The 16,644-nt window shown below is 67.8% G+C and carries 13 protein-coding genes; 2 read left to right on the top strand and 11 right to left on the bottom strand.

The genetic code is table 11. The features are described from left to right. Positions 1-118: 118 nt before the first annotated feature. The 4 genes from dcd to AC56LN_RS10950 form a co-directional block, all read right to left on the bottom strand. A complete protein-coding gene (gene dcd / locus AC56LN_RS10965) occupies positions 119-685 on the bottom strand; it encodes a dCTP deaminase (protein WP_367608655.1) in 567 nt (188 codons plus the stop codon). Between the two features lie 82 nt (positions 686-767). Further along, the gene (locus tag AC56LN_RS10960) at positions 768-1,577 is read right to left on the bottom strand and encodes an alpha/beta fold hydrolase (protein WP_499571672.1); all 810 of its coding nucleotides are present in this window, start codon (positions 1,575-1,577) and stop codon (positions 768-770) included. Between the two features lie 76 nt (positions 1,578-1,653). Then, on the bottom strand, positions 1,654-2,571 hold the full coding sequence (locus tag AC56LN_RS10955; RefSeq protein ID WP_499571670.1) for a dioxygenase family protein: 918 nt from the start codon (positions 2,569-2,571) through the stop codon (positions 1,654-1,656). After that, the gene (locus AC56LN_RS10950) at positions 2,568-3,110 is read right to left on the bottom strand and encodes a Spy/CpxP family protein refolding chaperone (RefSeq protein ID WP_499571668.1); all 543 of its coding nucleotides are present in this window, start codon (positions 3,108-3,110) and stop codon (positions 2,568-2,570) included. The genes AC56LN_RS10955 and AC56LN_RS10950 overlap by 4 nt, the downstream gene beginning before the upstream one ends. A gap of 123 nt (positions 3,111-3,233) precedes the next feature. On the opposite strand from AC56LN_RS10950, the gene AC56LN_RS10945 reads away from it, so the two are divergent. After that, on the top strand, positions 3,234-3,920 hold the full coding sequence (locus AC56LN_RS10945; RefSeq protein WP_499571666.1) for a response regulator: 687 nt from the start codon (positions 3,234-3,236) through the stop codon (positions 3,918-3,920). A 1-nt stretch (position 3,921) separates the two neighbouring features. Next, positions 3,922-5,352: a sensor histidine kinase gene (locus tag AC56LN_RS10940; RefSeq protein WP_499571664.1), complete on the top strand. Its 1,431-nt coding sequence runs from the start codon at positions 3,922-3,924 to the stop codon at positions 5,350-5,352. A 10-nt stretch (positions 5,353-5,362) separates the two neighbouring features. On the opposite strand, the gene AC56LN_RS10935 is transcribed toward AC56LN_RS10940, so the two are convergent. From AC56LN_RS10935 to AC56LN_RS10905, 7 genes are all read right to left on the bottom strand, one after another. After that, a complete protein-coding gene (locus tag AC56LN_RS10935) occupies positions 5,363-7,726 on the bottom strand; it encodes a DNA internalization-related competence protein ComEC/Rec2 (protein ID WP_499571662.1) in 2,364 nt (787 codons plus the stop codon). A gap of 17 nt (positions 7,727-7,743) precedes the next feature. Beyond that, positions 7,744-9,144 (bottom strand): T6SS immunity protein Tli4 family protein, encoded by a 1,401-nt coding sequence (locus AC56LN_RS10930; protein WP_499571660.1) that lies wholly within the window; start codon positions 9,142-9,144, stop codon positions 7,744-7,746. Further along, a complete protein-coding gene (locus tag AC56LN_RS10925) occupies positions 9,141-10,838 on the bottom strand; it encodes an esterase/lipase family protein (RefSeq protein WP_499571658.1) in 1,698 nt (565 codons plus the stop codon). The genes AC56LN_RS10930 and AC56LN_RS10925 overlap by 4 nt, the downstream gene beginning before the upstream one ends. Continuing rightward, on the bottom strand, positions 10,835-13,699 hold the full coding sequence (locus AC56LN_RS10920) for a type VI secretion system Vgr family protein (RefSeq protein WP_499571657.1): 2,865 nt from the start codon (positions 13,697-13,699) through the stop codon (positions 10,835-10,837). Before AC56LN_RS10920 ends, AC56LN_RS10925 begins: the two co-directional genes overlap by 4 nt. Positions 13,700-13,824: 125 nt before the next feature. Beyond that, the gene (locus AC56LN_RS10915) at positions 13,825-14,631 is read right to left on the bottom strand and encodes a TatD family hydrolase (protein WP_499571655.1); all 807 of its coding nucleotides are present in this window, start codon (positions 14,629-14,631) and stop codon (positions 13,825-13,827) included. A 4-nt stretch (positions 14,632-14,635) separates the two neighbouring features. After that, the gene (lolD, locus tag AC56LN_RS10910) at positions 14,636-15,343 is read right to left on the bottom strand and encodes a lipoprotein-releasing ABC transporter ATP-binding protein LolD (RefSeq protein ID WP_499571653.1); all 708 of its coding nucleotides are present in this window, start codon (positions 15,341-15,343) and stop codon (positions 14,636-14,638) included. A gap of 28 nt (positions 15,344-15,371) precedes the next feature. Then, positions 15,372-16,637, bottom strand: coding sequence for a lipoprotein-releasing ABC transporter permease subunit (locus AC56LN_RS10905; protein WP_499571651.1), 1,266 nt, complete (start codon positions 16,635-16,637; stop codon positions 15,372-15,374). Between the last annotated feature and the right edge of the window lie 7 nt (positions 16,638-16,644).

The raw sequence follows: 16,644 nt of genomic DNA, 5'->3' as shown, positions 1-16,644 counted from the left end.
TCGCGCGGGGGTGTTGCCAGGCAGATGGGGGGGGCAGCTTGAAGGTATCGGGGAGGCAGCGCCGGCCTGACAGGGCGTCAGGCCGGCGGTCGTCGGGGCAGAATGGTCGTGCGGTTGCTCAGGTCTTCGGCAGCGTCACGCCGCTCTGGCCCTGGTACTTGCCGCCGCGGTCCTTGTACGACGTTTCGCAGACTTCATCGCTTTCGAAGAACAGCACCTGCGCGCAGCCTTCGCCGGCGTAGATCTTCGCTGGCAGCGGGGTCGTGTTCGAGAACTCGAGCGTGACGTAGCCTTCCCATTCCGGCTCGAACGGCGTGACATTGACGATGATGCCGCAGCGCGCGTAGGTCGACTTGCCCAGGCAGATCGTCAGCACATTGCGCGGAATGCGGAAGTATTCGATCGTGCGCGCCAGCGCGAACGAGTTCGGCGGAATGATGCAGACGTCGCTCTTGATGTCGACGAACGAGTTCGAATCGAAATTCTTCGGGTCGACGATCGTGCTGTTGATGTTGGTGAAGACCTTGAATTCATCGGCGCAGCGGATGTCATAGCCGTACGACGAGGTGCCGAACGAGATGATCCGGCGGCCATCCTGCTCGCGCACCTGCTGCGGCTCGAATGGCTCGATCATGCCAGTGCTTTGCGCCATGCGGCGGATCCAGTTGTCGCTCTTGATAGTCATTTTTGGGTTTCCAGCAGGGAGAAAATCTCGCGATTTTACGCGAAAAGGCGCGGGTCGTGAGACTTTGGCAACGATTGATTGACTACCCGCCCGCCTCGGCGCCGCCCAGCAGACGCTTGATCATCGCGTGGACCAGCTCCGCGGTCTCGGCCGGCTTCTCCAGTGGGTACAGATGGCCGCCTTCGATCATCACCAGGTGCTCGCCCACCAGCTTGCGCGTGGGGGCCAGCCCTGCCCGCCGCATCTCTTCGGACGCCGTGCCGGCGATGAAGCCCACCGGCACCGGGAACGGCGCGCGGATCACGGCGCCCATGTGGTGCGGCAGCGTCTGGTAAATGGCCGATTCGACGTCGCGCCGGAAACGCAGCGTGACGCCATCAGGGTGCGGCGCCAGGCCGTGTTCCATGTAATCGTCGAGCGCACCCGGCGCCCAGGCCTGGAAGATCGACTTGGCGTGGAAATGGCGGTAGGCGGCGTCACGGTCGGGCCAGTGTTCGCGCCGCTTGTACGAGAAGCGCGCCGGTGACAGGCGTGCGCCCCACCCCGCCAGCTTGACCAGGCGCCAGGCCAGTGCGCGCCATCCGGCCACCACGGGTGAATCGAGCATCACGACGCAGCGCGCCAGGTCGGGCCGGCGCCGCGCCGCCATCGTGCACAGTGCGCCGCCCAGCGAATGGCCCAGCAGGATCGCCGGCTGGCCATACGTGTCGAGATGCGCAATCAGCTCGTCGACCAGCGTGTTCCAGCCGTCGCCGACCGGGTAGCGCGGATCGTGGCCGTGCATGTCGAGCGTGCGCACGTCGTAGTGTTCGGCGAGCTCGGCCAGCAGCCGGTTGTAGGTGCCGGCCGGGTAGCTGTTCCCGTGGGCGAAGTGCAGCAGCGGTTTGGACATGGGCAGGAGCGGTAGCCGGATTCAGCGGCCTATTGTAATGGCACGGGCCGCCCCACTGCCGGTCTTCGCAGCGCGTTTAGATGTTTACACCTACTGTCAGCGTCGCGCTGTAGCCCTGGCTGGCCGTGCCCGTGACGCTCGCCATCTGCAGCGCCGTGCCGTCGCTGAACACGTTATCCAGCGCAAAGCTCATGCGCGCCAGGTTGCTCACGCTGCTGGCATAACCGCTGCTGGTGTAGGCCTCATTGGCGATGGCCAGCGGGAACGTGAACTGCGATGTCTTGATACGGTTGGCCGCGCTGGTCGCACTGGCCAGCGTGGAGTACACCTCGAAGTGCACGTGCGGCATTCGCCCGTCGTAGCAGCCGGGGAAGATGGTGGTGAACGTGACGTAGCCGTCGCTGTCGGCCTCCTGCACGCCGCGCAGGTAGTTCTCGCCCACGATGCCGCTACTGTACATCGAGTAGCCGCCTTCGCGCGTGCAGTGCCACAGGTAGACAGTCGCGCCGGCGGCGGCCGCGCAGCCCTGCGCCACGTTTTCGATCTTCAGGCGGATCGTCAGCGGCACACCGGCCGCCACGCCACTGGCGCCGGCCACGCTGGCCCGCAGATCGCTGCGCACGATGCCGGACAGGATCAGCGCATTGGCCACGCCATTGGCGTTGCGGTTGGTGCCGTCGCCCGGATAGGGGCCGCCCGTTTCTTCGGGGATCACCGAGCACACCGCGCTGCCGCTGCCCGTGCTGGCAGCGCCCGTCGTCGAGGTCGAGCTGGACAGGCCGAAACCATCGTCGGCGCTGCTGCCCCCGCCGCAGCCGGCCAGCGGCAGGACGGCACTGCCGGCGCCGGCAAGCAGCCAGCACAGCGACTGGCGCCGCGTGGCGGTCCGGGTCAGCATGCGGACAAGGTCGGCGCCTAGGCCCAGGTGGTGGTCGGCGTCGTGGTGGTGATCGGCCTCATGGCCGGTGTCTTGATGATGGCCTGCTGCTTTCATTTGCCGCTTTCTCCACGATGGCGATTGTGTCGTTCAGCATCGGCCTTGCGGCCCATGCCACGCGGCGCGTCGAGCTGCGCACGCTGTTCCGGCGTGAGCACTGCCTTGAGCATTGCGCGTGTCTGCAGGCGCAGCAGTTCCTGGTCGGCGATCGCCTGGCCCAGCGCCTGCGCGGCGGCGGATGCGGCGGCGCCGTCGAATTCGGGCGCACGTGCCACCGCGCGCAGCGCGTCGTCGGCCCTGCGTTCGGCAAGGTCCAGCGCGCGGCGCCGGGGCGCCTGGCCGTGCAGGATCGTGAAGACGCGCTCGTTCTGCGCATCGCTCAGGGCCAGGCCGCGCAGGAATGGCGGCGTACCGAACGGACCCGGCTCGCCGTCGCGCTCGTGCAGTTGACCGAACGGCGGGCCGCCATATTCAGGACCGTCCGGTGGCGGCATCGGCTGGGCCAGGACGGCGGGCGCGGCCAGCAGGCAGACGGAAAACGCCGTCGCGGCGCGTAGTCCGCTCAGTGTGGGGCGTGGTGAAGCTGGTCGTGTCATCGTGGACCTCTCGTGTTGTGGAAGCGGCCATTGTGTTGCGGCGCCATGTAAAGCGCGTCTAAGCCAGGTAAATCCGCGTAAAGCACCGCAGACGCGGCCGTCCTGCTGCGCTATCCTGTCGCCATGAACAACGTTTTACTCATCGACGACGACGTCGAACTGGTCGGCATGTTTGCCGAATACCTCGAACAGGAAGGTTTTCCCGTCACCTGCGTGCACAATGGCGAGGACGGCGCGCGCGCGGCGCTGGCCGGCGGCTTTGCCATCGCGATCCTCGATGTCATGATGCCCGGCGCGGGCGGCATCGAGGCGCTGCGCCAGATCCGCGCCGGCAGCCGCATGCCGGTGCTGATGCTGACCGCGCGCGGTGACGACGCCGACCGCATCCTGGGCCTCGAACTGGGCGCCGACGATTACGTGGCCAAGCCCTGTACACCGCGCGAGCTGACCGCGCGCGTGCGCGCCATCCTGCGCCGCACGCAGGCGGTGCCCGAGAGCGGCCCCGGCGTCATGCTCAGCGTCGGCAAGCTGACGATGCTGCCCGAGCAGCGCCGCGCCACCTGGGACGGCCAGCACCTCGACCTGACCAGCACCGAATTCAACCTGCTCGAAGTCCTGGCCCGCAACGCCGGCCGGCCGGTCAGCAAGAACGACCTGTCGGAACAGGGCCTGGGCCGGCCGCTGGCGCGCTTCGACCGCAATATCGACGTCCACCTGAGCAGCCTGCGCCACAAACTGGGGCCGTTGGCCGACGGCCGCTCGTGCCTGCAGACGATCTACCGCCAGGGCTACCAGTTGATCAAGGACTAGCGTGGGCCGCCTGTTCTGGAAGTTCTTCCTGTGTATCCTGCTGGCGCAGGTGGCGGCGACCATCGGCGTGGGCGGCGTATTCTGGCTGCGCGACCAGGCACGCCAGCGCGCCACGCCCGTGCTCGACAGCGGCCCGCCTGCCGCCATCGCCCTGGACGCCGCGGCCGCCACGCTGCGCCACGGCGGCCTGCCCGCCCTGCGCAGCCTGCTGCCCGACATGCGGCGCCCGCAACTGTTCGTGCTCGACGCATCGCGCCAGGAGCTGCTCGGCCGCGCGGTGCCGCCCGATTTGATGCACGAAGTCGAGCGCGAACTGCGTGATGGCGACCGGGCCGGTGAAAACAACGGCTGGCGTGGTGCGCGGCACCTGGTCGGACCGGGCGGCGAGCAGTACATCGCGTTCGTGTCGCGCAATTTCGGGCGCCAGACCGGTCGCCAGGATGGCCCGCAGTACAAGGGCGGTCCCGAGCCCATGGCGCCTGCGATCGACCCCGGGCCCGGCCCGCGACGCCGTATCGGCCAGAGCGTGGTGATCGGCGCCACCCTTCTCGCCAGCCTGCTGTTCGCAGCGCTGCTGGCCTGGTATTTTTCGCGCCCCATCCGCGCCCTGCGCAGCGCGTTCGAAGCCGCCGCCGCCGGCGACCTGGCGCCGCGCTTCGGCCCCGGCGCCGCGAGCGGCGACGAGCTGGTCGATCTGGGCCGCGACTTCGACCGCATGAGCGCCCGCCTGCGCGCGCTGATGGATGGCCAGCGCCGCCTGCTGCACGACGTCTCGCACGAATTGCGCTCGCCGCTGGCGCGGATGCAGGCAGCGCTGGGCCTGGCGCACCAGCAGCCGGACAAGATCGGCATGACGCTCGAACGCATCGAACGCGAAAGCAACCGCATGGACCAGCTGATCGGTGAACTGCTGACGCTGTCGCGCCTGGAAGCCTCGCCCGACGTGCTGTGGCGTGAGTCGGTGGACCTGGTCGAGCTGGTGGACGGGTTGGTCGCCGATGCGCGCTTCGAGGCGGACCAGGCGGGCCAGGCAGCCGGCGGCGCGGCGCTGCGGGTCGAGTTCGAGGCCGACGAGCGCGTCGGAGTGAGCGGCGATCCGGACCTGCTCTGGAGCGCGCTCGAGAACGTCGTGCGCAATGCCGCCAAACATGGCGCGTCGGGCGGCATCGTGACGGTGTCCGTGCGCGCCGTGGACGGCGTCGCGCAGGTCACCGTGTGCGACCGCGGCCCCGGCATCGCGCCGGACGATTTGCCGGCGATTTTCCAGCCGTTTTTCCGGGCAGGCGCGTCGCGCACCGGCATCGACGGGCATGGGCTCGGGCTGGCCATCGCGCAGCGCGTCGTGCAGGCGCATGGCGGCGAGATCGTGGCGGTCAACCGTGACGGCGGTGGATTGCAGGTGACCATCACGCTGCCTTCGGCCGGAAGATGAAGACTGAGGATCAGCGCCCGTACCAATAGCGGGCGTGGGTCGCGCGGTAGGTTGCCACATCCAGACCTGGCCCGAATGACAGCGTGACGGCGCCATGCTCATCGGTGCGCACCCGTTCGATGCCCAGCGCGCCGTAGCGGGCATACACCAGTTTTTGCGGGTGCCGATAACGATTGCGGTAGCCCACCTGGAAGATGCCGACGGTCGGCCCGACCGCCTGCAGGAATGCGGCGCTCGACGAGGTGCCGCTGCCGTGGTGTGGCGCGAGCAGCACGTCGGCGCGCAGCCGGTCGGCGTCAAGGCGCAGCAGCGCGGCCTCCTGCGCCGCTTCGATATCGCCAGCCAGCAGGATCGCCCCGCCACCGGCGCTGATGCGCAGCACGCAGCTGCGCGCGTTTGCGCTCAGGCCCGTGCTGGCGTAGCTTGCCACGGCGGGTGCGAGCATCTCGAAACTCACTCCGTCCCAGTTCCAGCCCTGCCCCGCACTGCAGCGGGCCGGGTGCGGGGCTTTCTGCAGCAGCCGGTGGCCAGGCGGCAGGGACGAGATCAGCTGCCCCACCTGTACTGTCTGAACAATTGCCTCGGCCCCGCCGACGTGATCGAGGTCGCTGTGCGAGATCACCAGCGCATCGAGCCGGCCGATGCCGCGGCCACGCAGATACGGCAGGATGACGCGCGTGGCGCCACTTGCGCCCGGCGCGTACGACGGGCCGGTGTCGTACAGCAGGCGGTGGTGCTGCGTTTCGACCAGCAGCGCCATGCCCTGGCCGACGTCGAAGGCCGTGACGTCGAACCGTCCCGCCACCGGCGCGCCCGGCAGGTGGGTCAGCAGCGGCGTCCACGCGGCCAGGCCCACCCAGCGCTGCAGCCAGCCGCGCGGCGCCAGCATCCACGCGGTGCCGGCCAGCGCCAGCACGAGAATCCAGGGTGATGGCGCCGGCGCGGTCCACACCGCCAGCGCAGGTGCGGACAACCACCCCAGTGGCCACGCCAACACCACCATCGCCTCGTGCGCAAGGCCGAGCACCAGATCGGCCAGCGGCGATGGCAGCACGCTGCCCGCCAGCGCCAGCGGCGTGACGAACAGACTGATGACGGGAATGGCCACCGCATTGGCAACGGGACTGACCAGCGAGACTTGCCCGAACAGCAGCAGCGTCAGCGGCGCCAGGCCCAGCGTCACGGCCCACTGCGTTCGCGCCGCCACCATCAGGCTGGCGCGCCAGCCGCGCGTTTGCGCATCCGGCTGGCGGCTGCACGCGTACAAGATCGCTGCGACGGCGCCGAACGACAGCCAGAAGCCGGGCCACAGCATCGCCCACGGATCGCGTAGTACGGCCACGCCCAGCGCGAGGCACAGTACGTGCGACATCGATGCGATCCGGCCGCACCACAGCGCCACTGCCACGACTGCCAGCATGTAGAAGGTGCGCTGGGCCGGCACGCCAAACCCTGCCAGCAGCACGTACAGCAAGGCCACCACGGCGCCGGCCAGCGCCGCCGCCTTCTGGGCCGGCAGGCGCAACGGCAGGGCTGCACCGGTGAAGAATGAGCGGCGCCACAACCATGAGGCGGCCCATGCCACCAGACCCGCCAGCATCGTGATGTGCAGGCCGGAAATCGAGACCAGATGGCTGATGCCGGTCCGGTTGAACACGTCCCACGATGCCTGGTCGATGCCGCGCTGGTCGCCGATCACCAGCGCGACGATCACTCCCGCATACGGCTTGCCGTCCAGGACCGCCAGGATGCGGCTGCGCAGCCAGCCCCGCGCCCGTTCCACGGCGTAGCGCGCGCTCGGGGTCCACGTGGCGAGGCGCGCGTTGCGCTGGTTACTTGGGCGCACGTAGCCGGTGGCGCGGATGCCCTGCTCGAGCAGCCACGCCTCGTAGTCGAAGCCGTACGGGTTGGCATTGCCGTGCGGACGCTGCAGGCGCACGACGAGGCGCCAGCGCTCGCCGGGATGCACGCGCGACGGATTGGCGGCGATGGCGCCATACCAGGACAGGATGATGGTCGGGGGCACGGTCGCACCTGGCGTGTCGACCTGCGTCACGTCGAACTGGAAGCGCACGCCACCGGCGAAGCGGTGCGGCAGGCTCGCGACGACGCCGGTCACGGCAATGTCGCGCCCCTCGTCCGCACGCGGCAACGCGTGGCTCAGGGCAAGATGGGCAAGCAGCGCGGCCCAGCAGATGCCGAGCAGCAGGCCGGACAGAAGACTGGCGGCCAGTGTTCTCCCGGACCGGCGCAGCAACAGGCCGAGGAACACAGCCGCGACCGCGCAGGTCGCGAGCGCGGCTGGTGCCGGCAGGGCCGGTTGCATCTGGACCCAGGCCGCGCCGGCAGTAAAGGCAAGAATGGCGCTGCGCATGGTCCGGGAATCGACGGTCAGCGATCAGTCAACCTGCAGGGCGCGGCATCGGGCGCCTCCGCTGCCAGCGCGCGCGGCACATGGCGCCTGTCTGCCAGGCGCCACCGGGTGGGGGTTCTGCTCTCATAACTTGGCTGCAAGCCCCTGAACCGCTGCCACACGGTTGCCTGCGGCAGCAGCAGCGCCTGCGGCATCTGCGTACCCGCTTCGATGAACTGGCGTCGTCCGCCCAGAACGCCGACCCGGGCGTTGGCCTCGGTGCAGTGCCACCAGCCCGTTTGCGGACACCGTTCACGTGCCAGCGCAATGTCGCCGGGAACACTGATCGCCGGTTGCGTCAGCACTGCCTCGGCAGGTACGGTCGGCCGCAGCCGCAGACTGCCTGCGATCCGGTCCCACAGATCGAGCAGCGCGGCCTCTGACAGCGTCGACTGCACGGGCTTGCCGCCGCTGGCCGGGTTGGTGCCGGCGTGCAGCTCGAGCATCAGCAATGGCGCATGGACGTCATCCTGGCGCCCCGTCATCTCCCACTGGAACGAGTAGCCGGTTGTGAAATTGGGCTCCCTGACGCGCATCACCAGTTCGTCGCCATCCAGGCCATGGATGGCGCGCGCTGCTTCGCGCAGGTGCGAAAAGGCCAGTTGCATGAACAGCGGGCGGCGTCCGACCGTCACCGCATGGCGCTCGAGCAGTCGCGGGGCCGGGGCCACCCCTGCCATCGAAGACAGGACAATGTTCACGTCAGGATGGCCAGGCAGGCCGGCGAACATCACCACGCTCTCGGTCTCCGGGTGCTCGTACGGGTCGAGCACGATGGCGTGGCCGAGGCAAAAACCCGGCTCGGTCGGAATTTCACCGAATGGCGTAGCACGAAACCGGCCCAACAGACGTGCCAGCTCATCGCCGCTGCCGGGCGCCATCCCTTTGGCGTTCGCCGAAATACTCGCGTGCGCCAGACGCAGCCGCCCTTCCAGATCGACGCTTTCGATGTCGACGATACGCTCGCCTTCGAACGCCTGGGCCCACTGCCGGTTGTGCACGAACACTTTCCCCCGTTTTCCCTCGGATGCAATCGTCTTGATGGATTCCAGCACCACACGACCATCCCCGGCCCTTGCGTCATCAAGCCCGGTAGCAAGCTGCGCCAGACGCCCGTCGAACTCGTCATCGGTTTCGCGAACGGTACTGGCGACGTCATAGCCACTGATGAAACCGCGTCGAAGCTGCACGTTGGCCTCGGCAGGAAGATCGATCAGAAAACGGCCCACACACACTGTCTGCATCTTGCCGGTCATCGTTGCCACCTTTAGCTTGTCCTGCCCGGTCTGCACGGAATTGGCGAGAAACGACGCGAGCATCAAGACCAATGCCACCACCCCACCGACCCAGCGTACCTGGCGGCTTCTGAGCCGCCTCATCGGACTTCCTGGACGATCTTGACGATGAGATGCCGCGTCAGCAGCAGCAAATCATCGTGCTGGAAGCTGTCCTGATGACGGAACCCGGCGGCAGCAAAGGTCCGCCGCACATAGGATGCGGGGCCGGCACCGGATTGCGCAGGCACTGTCTCGTCGCCAGGGGCATCCTGCGGCCACAGCATGAAGCGCAGGCGCACCCCGTTCTCGGTCTCGACTTCACGCATCCCGGCACTGCCGTGTGAAACGAGCTTGCCGGCGCGAAGATTGGCCGGCGTCAGCGCCGCGCGATTGTGGGCTGGCATGCGTGCCACCCAGCGAATCTGACCGTAGGCCTTGAGCGCCTTGTCCGCGCCATAGAATGCATACGAATGCGGGTGGTAGTAAGGCTGGGTTTGCTTGCCGTGCACGTCGGTCGCGAGAACATGGGTATGAAAACGCTCGGCCTCCCTGATGGCATCCAGGATCCGGCGCCGCACGCCGCCGCTCACGTGCGCATAGCGCCTGGCGGGATCAGCCAGCCCCGGATCGATCATCCGGTGCCACGATGTCATGTCGCGGTACATGTCGTAGGGATTGCCATCCGGTAGCGACACCATGTCGCGGCTGTCCTCGCGCGTGCTCACGCCCTGCAGCGTCCTGATCACCAGCCAGGGTTTCGGGTACAGGTGATTCGGCAGCAGTTGCAACAAGCCCGGTGCCACCGCCATGACCGGCATCGTTCGTTCGCTCGTGTCGCCGGCCACATCGGCGAACCCGGAAGCGGCCAGATTGGCCAGTGGCCCGTTGGTGAAGTTGCCAGCCTCGGTGCCGCACGCGATGCGCCGGTACGCCACGGGCGCGCCCAGCGCGGGCATCACCGCATGCACGATGCCTGCGATATCCGATGCGCCCGACGTCTCGCTCAGACGTGCGCACGCGCGTGCCACCAGCCCGCCCATCGAGTGCGTCACCAGGATCACATGGCGGCAGGTGTGCTTGCGCTCGGTCCAGAAGGCGCGGATCCGATCGATGCGCGCGCGCAAGCCGTGCGCCGCCAGGTCGCACGACGCCAGCCAGTTGTAGCCGAATGCGTACACCGGATACTGGTAGCCGGCGAATTTCTCCAGTTCGGCTTCGGTGACATGATCGATCTGTCGCACGCCCCAGCGTTCGGGATCGCAGCGCATGACCCGTTGCCAGTGCTGGCGCACCAGGCGCGCGCCACGCGGCGACAGCTGGAACGTCTTGTCGAGGTGGCGTTGCAGGTCAGCCAGCACGGCACCATACGAATCGGCGTGGATTTCACCCCAGCCCCGCTCGCGCATGACGGCGGCATCCAGTGCGCACGGCGGAAAATCCAGCTCGCCGTCGGGGTCCACCTCGAGGATGGCCGGGTCCAGGATGCGCTGCCGGATCGAGGGCGCGCGCGTTTCCCACAGATCCGCCTCGCGGTATTTGCCCGTGAAATCGTTCGGTGGCCGCCAGGCGGCCTCGCCGGGCCGCAGCACGGCGTCATCACGCTGCTGCATGTCGGCACGCGCGCGCAGGTTCGAGCCCATGGTGCCCGGCACGAAGATGACGGGAATGACCTTGCGCGAACCGACCGTGACGCGTGCGCGCACCTTGAACGCGACCGGTGTGGCGACCGTGTGCGCCACCAGGCTGCCATCGCGCGCGACCACGGGCTGGTGGATCGGACGGGTCGGCTCAGTCATGCCCGGTCCGTCGAACCTGGAGCCGGTTCGCCGGCATTCTCATCGGGCAACAGGCGGATTTCGATATCGCCCATCGCGTAGCTGTGCAGGATACTGGTGCGGCCTTCGTCGTCAGTGATGCCGTCGATGCTGGTGCCGTCCTCGTGCCGCGCGACGTAGCGCTGGCCCCGGGCCGGCAGATTGGTCTGGCGGTCGATGACCACCACGCGCTCGTCAGTTTCCAGCGTGGTTGCCGGCAGCCGCAGGCCGGCCGGCATACCATCGCCGCCCGTCAGGTAGTCGACGCTGGCGGCCTTGATGACATGGTTGCCGCTGCTCTGGTGCGTGATCGTGCCGCCGTTCCAGTCGGTTTGCGTGCCTTGCGACACCACTTTGACCGACGGCGCTTCGAGCTCGATCCCGGTGGCGGCAATCAGGCGTATCCGGTTGGACGACTTGATCTCGATATCGCCCTTGTGGGTTTCGACGATGATGTCGCCGCGCGCCGCGATCAGCTTGATGCCGAGGTCGTATGCGAACAGGCTCAGGGCACGCGCCGCGCGCAGGAACAGGCTGCCGCCGGCGGCTGCCTCGGTGTCGCCGGCCGAGACGATGTCGATCTTGGTGCGCGCTCCAAGCGCGATGGCGTCATCGCTGGCAAGCACGATGCCGGCCGGCGCGCTGACCGCCACCATCGACGCACCGCCCGGCGCGGCCGCCGTTCCCGTTCCCAACACCGCCGGATGCGGCGCCACGTTGGAACCATCATGCCAGCGGCGCAGGCGCTCGGCGAGTTCGTCCATGCGCGGCCTGGCCTGCTGGTCTTCGCCGTGTGCATTGGCCAGCCGGGCCAGCTCATCGAGCACACCGTGCATGACCTCGGCGATCCCGACGAGTGCGCCCCGCTCGAGCTGCGCATCTGCTCCGGTCTCCGTACTGCCCGCACTCAGCAGGATGCCTTCGCCGCCGCGCACGGCGACCGCCTTGCTGCTGCGAAGCTCGGCCCCTTCACCGCGTGCGCCGCCCTTGCCATCCACGCGTGGTTCGGCCAGCCAGCCGAGATTGAGTTCGGCCGCAGCGTGTTCGCTGGCCAGTTGCACGCCGATCTGGCCCGGCGTGTCGTCGAACAGCAGCTGGCCGCCGCGCGCGCCGCCCACTTCGCGACTGCGCATGCCCGACAGGAAACGGTTGCCCGGCAACGCGCCGGCACGGCTCAGTGCCGGCGGCTGCGCGCGCTGGTTGTACAGTTGCGACAGGATCACCGGGCGGTCAGGGTCGCCGCCCATGAACGCCACCAGCACTTCGGTGCCCACGCGCGGCATGCACAGCGTGCCCGATTGCTGCTGGCTGCCGGGGCCGGCGCCGGCCCAGTTGGACGCGACGCGCACCCAGGCCGAGTCGGCCGGCGTGTCGGACGCCCCTGCCCCATGCGCGTGCTGGTGGTCGTCCGTGCGCATGCCGGGAAACCGGATCTTGACCCTGCCCAGCGCATCGCAATGCACTTCTTCGCCAGGCGGGCCGGTCACGATGGCGCTTTGCAGTTGCGGATGCGGCAGGTCGGCGCGCGGATCAAAACCGGGCGCCAGCACGATGCCGCGGCGCACTGCGTCGAAACTGACCCGCACGCGAAGCAGAGCGCCCGTGGTCCCGGCAGCCGGCAATGTGCTATCGGCGCCCGGCAGCGACGTGCCCATCAGGCGCTGCAGACGCGTCGCGACATCCAGCGGCAGGTTGTTTTCGGCCTCGACGTGCAAGGCGGTGATGACGAAGTCCCGTTCCGGCGCAGGGTGCGTGTCGATCTCCGGGTGGCCGGTGAGCGTGAACCACTCGCCGGCGCGCAGGTCGCGCACCGTGCCCACGCCGTGGAAGCACTTGGTGTCGAGCTCGTGCCGGTTCATGCGCAGCTGGCCCAGGCGCCAGTGATCTTCGACATCGTTACCCGCATGCGGCATCTCGACCTGGTAGTCGTCCAGGCTGGCGGCCAGCGCATTGCCCTGGCCACCCTGGTCGGCCATGCCCTGCGCGGTGGCGGTCATGAACTGGGTGCCGAGCGGATTGCGGTAATCCCAGCTGTGCCGTGTCGTGCTGCCGGCCTGCAGGCGGCGCGCAGCGCACCACGAGACGATCGTGTCGCGCTCTTCGGCGGCGCCACCCTGGTGGTAACGCACCGTGCCGGCACTGTTGCGGGGCAATGCATCGGGATCGTTGAACAGCACCAGCGTGTGGGCCGGCGGCGCCGCATGCGCGCCGGTTGTCGCCACGGAACGCGCGTGCCCGGGCCGGAACGTCCACGCCACGCCGCGCCGGCGCAACAGGCGGCGCACGAACGCGGCGTCGGACTCGTTGTATTGCATGGTCTGCTCGCGCGGCGGAAACTGGCGCTGGTCGAACAGGGGATCGAGTTCATACGCGAAGGCGCTGGCCAGGACGCTGCTGGACTGGCGCCATTCGTCGAACAACACCTGCACGATCTGCAGTTCGTTCTGGCCGCGAAACACGCGGCTGTTGACACGTTTTTCCATGATGGCCAGCGCGTCGCGGATCACCAGCTGGTAGACCCCGAGGCTGCCATCGACATCCCCGGCGCGTGCCTCGGCCACGATGCCGCAGGCGCAGCGCAAGCCGCCGCGGTCAGTGACGAACGCGATCTCGGCCGGCAGCGCGATCAGTGCCTTGAGCGGCAGGCGCGGGGTGGCGGCAACGCAGGTGACGGTGTAGTCGAGGCCACCGCAGATGGCTTCGCTGCCAGTGACGCGCTGTGGAAAGAGGATCGTATCGAACGGATGATCGGCAAGCCCTAAACGCAGCCGGATCGGCCGGTGCGCCGCCGACAGCGATTGTTCGCTCTGCAACATGCGCAGGAATTCGCTGGCGCTGTCCACATGGATCTCCTGTCCCTGCAATGCGATTCTCGAGGAAGCACATCTTGGCACGCTGTCACTACAACGGCTTGTCAGGTGTCACAAGTGTCGAACGGGATTCAGGGAACTTTGCCTGGGCAGAAGCACTACCCGATGGGGCACAAACTGGCGAGGCGTGGAATGGCGGCAATCGAGGCGCGATGGGCAGCAATGCGCACGACCTCCGTTTCGACGCCGCGCAACTCGGCCAGCGCAGAGCCGATGCCCGGCAGGTTCTCGGGGCTGTTGCGGCCCGGATGGATCCAGCTGGGAGCGATGTCGGGTGAGTCAGTTTCCAGCACGATCCAGTCGAGTGGCAACTCGGTGGCGAGGCGCCGGATCTGCAGCGCGCGCGTAAAGGTCAGGTTGCCGCCAAAGCCCAGGTGCAGCCCGAGTTCGATGAAATTCTGCGCCTGCTGGAAACTGCCATTGAATGCGTGCGCGATGCCGCTCGGCGGCCGGATCTGGCGCAGGTGCTTGAGCACCTGGTCCTGCGAGCGGCGCACGTGCGTCATGACCGGCAGGCCGAAGTCGCGCGCGATGCGAAGCTGTTCGCGGAAGAACCGCGCCTGCTTCTCGCGCATCTCGGGCGTGGTGAGTTCGGGAATGAAGAAATCCAGCCCGATTTCACCGATGCCCACGAAGCGCGGGTCGCCCATCGCCGCTTCGACGCGCGTGCGCAGGTACGCCAGGTCATCATCGTGCGCCTGCGGCACGCACATCGGGTGGATGCCCAGCGCATAACAGGCGTTCGGGCTGCCGGCCGCCAGTGCGGCAACGGTATCGAAATTGCCCCGCTCGACCGCCATGATGACGATCATCGATACGCCGGCCGCTTCGGCCCGGCGCGCGACGCCGGCGCCATCGCCCCCGTATTCGCGAGCGTCGAGGTGAACGTGCGTATCGATCCACATGGCGTCAGCCTTCTGCAGCCTGCAGGCCGTGCTCGGTCATGCGCAGTACGCGGTCGCAGCGGCGCGCCAGTTCCATGTCGTGCGTGACGATCACGAACGCGGTGCCGAGAGTGCGCGAGAGTTCGAGCATCAGGTCGAAGATGATCTGCGCGGTCGTGTGATCGAGGTTACCGGTCGGTTCGTCGGCCAGCACGCAGGCCGGTTGCGTGACCAGTGCGCGCGCCAGCGCGACCCGCTGGCGCTCGCCGCCGGACAATTCGCCCGGGCGGTGCATGACGCGTTTGCCGAGGCCCACGCGTTCGAGGATGGCCTGCGCCAGCGTCAGCGCTTCCGCGCGTGGCATGCGACGGATCAAGAGCGGCATCATGACGTTGTCGAGCGCCGTGAATTCGGGCAGCAGGTGGTGGAACTGGTAGACGAAGCCCAGTGCCGTGTTGCGCAGTTCGCCGCGCCGGGATTCGGACAGGCTCGCAAAATCTTCGCCGCGCAGGCTCACCGTGCCGCTGCTTGGCGTATCCAGGCCGCCGAGCAGGTGCAGCAGCGTCGACTTGCCCGATCCGGACGCGCCGACAATCGCCACGCGTTCGCCGCGGTAGACGGCAAAGTCGATGCCGTCGATGACGCGCACGATGGCGTCGCCCTGGTTGAAGGTCTTGCCCAGGCCACGGCAGGCCAGCACGGGTACATCGGTCGTTTTGTTCACGTCGTTCATCGCAGCGTTTATTCCATTACTCGTCAGATTATTCATAGCGCAGCGCCTCCGCCGGCTTCACGCGCGAGGCGGCCCAGCTTGGGTAGATCGTGGCTGCAAAGGCCAGCACCACCGACACGATGCCGATGGTGACGACGTCCGGCGTGTACAGCTCGGACGGCACGGTACTGATCAGATAGATATCCTTGGACAGGAACTCGACGCCCAGCAAGCGTTCAATGAACGGCACGATGACGCCGATGTTCTTGCTCACGCCCACGCCCATCGCCACGCCGGCGAGCGTGCCGAGCACACCGACGACCGCGCCCTGCACCATGAAGATTTTCATGATCGAGCCGGGCGAGGCGCCCAGCGTGCGCAGGATCGCAATGTCGGCCTGCTTCTCGGTCACCGTCATCACGAGGCTCGAGACCAGGTTGAAGGCGGCCACCGCGATGATCAGCGTCAGAATAATGAACATCATCTTTTTTTCGGTCTGCACCGCAGCGTACCAGTTGGCATTGAGCTTGGGCCAGTCGCGCATGACCAGGTCGCCCTTCATCGAGGCCTTCAATTCGGCCGCGACTTGCGGCGCTTCGCGCATATTGGCGATGCGCAGGCGCAGGCCCGATGGCGCCTGCTGGCGCTCGAGCCGCTGCGCATCCTCGATGTGCACGAACGACAGCGCCGCATCGAAATCGAAGTGCCCGGCCTCGAAGATGCCGGCCACCGTGAAGCTGCGCGTGCGCGGCACCATGCCCGCCGGCGTGACCTGGCCCTGGGCCAGCACCATCGTGACCTTGTCGCCCATGCCCACGCCCAGCGCGCGCGCCAGCGCATACCCGAGCACGATATTGAAGCTCCCCGGCTTCAAGGCATCGAAGCTGCCGGCGCGGATCTGCTTCGCCACCGTCGACACATTGTCTTCGACGCCCGGCAGCACGCCGCGAACGATCGACGGACGCATGATCCCGTCGCGCACCAGCAGGCCCTGGGTCTCGACGAACGGCGCCGAGCCCAGCACGGCCGGATTCTGCGCCGCTTCCTTGGCCCTGGCCTGCCAGTCAGGCATGCTGCCCGACGCATCGAACACCTCGATGTGGGCCAGCACCGACAGCATGCGGTCGGTGACCTGCTTCTGGAAGCCGTTCATCACCGACAGCACGATGATCAGCGCCGCCACACCCAGCGCGATGCCGGCCACGGAAATGAGCGAGATGAACGAAATGAAGCTGCTGCGCCCGCTGCTCTTGCCGGCGCGCGTGTAGCGCAGGCCGACCTGCCACTCGTACGGCAGTTTGTGGATGATGCTCATGAATTCT

The sequence above is a fragment of the Telluria sp. ZT3P26 genome (genome assembly GCF_059686035.1).
Note: the sequence above shows the minus strand (reverse complement) of the source record. Positions and strands in the feature narration are given on the sequence as shown.

Coding starts and splice junctions, on each gene's coding strand:
- AC56LN_RS10945 (WP_499571666.1), top strand. CDS start 3,234: ATGAACAACGTTTTACTCATCGACGACGACGTCGAACTGGTCGGCATG.
- AC56LN_RS10955 (WP_499571670.1), bottom strand. CDS start 2,571: ATGAAAGCAGCAGGCCATCATCAAGACACCGGCCATGAGGCCGATCAC.
- AC56LN_RS10950 (WP_499571668.1), bottom strand. CDS start 3,110: ATGACACGACCAGCTTCACCACGCCCCACACTGAGCGGACTACGCGCC.
- AC56LN_RS10935 (WP_499571662.1), bottom strand. CDS start 7,726: ATGCGCAGCGCCATTCTTGCCTTTACTGCCGGCGCGGCCTGGGTCCAG.
- dcd (WP_367608655.1), bottom strand. CDS start 685: ATGACTATCAAGAGCGACAACTGGATCCGCCGCATGGCGCAAAGCACT.
- AC56LN_RS10930 (WP_499571660.1), bottom strand. CDS start 9,144: ATGAGGCGGCTCAGAAGCCGCCAGGTACGCTGGGTCGGTGGGGTGGTG.
- lolD (WP_499571653.1), bottom strand. CDS start 15,343: ATGAACGACGTGAACAAAACGACCGATGTACCCGTGCTGGCCTGCCGT.
- AC56LN_RS10915 (WP_499571655.1), bottom strand. CDS start 14,631: ATGTGGATCGATACGCACGTTCACCTCGACGCTCGCGAATACGGGGGC.
- AC56LN_RS10905 (WP_499571651.1), bottom strand. CDS start 16,637: ATGAGCATCATCCACAAACTGCCGTACGAGTGGCAGGTCGGCCTGCGC.
- AC56LN_RS10960 (WP_499571672.1), bottom strand. CDS start 1,577: ATGTCCAAACCGCTGCTGCACTTCGCCCACGGGAACAGCTACCCGGCC.
- AC56LN_RS10925 (WP_499571658.1), bottom strand. CDS start 10,838: ATGACTGAGCCGACCCGTCCGATCCACCAGCCCGTGGTCGCGCGCGAT.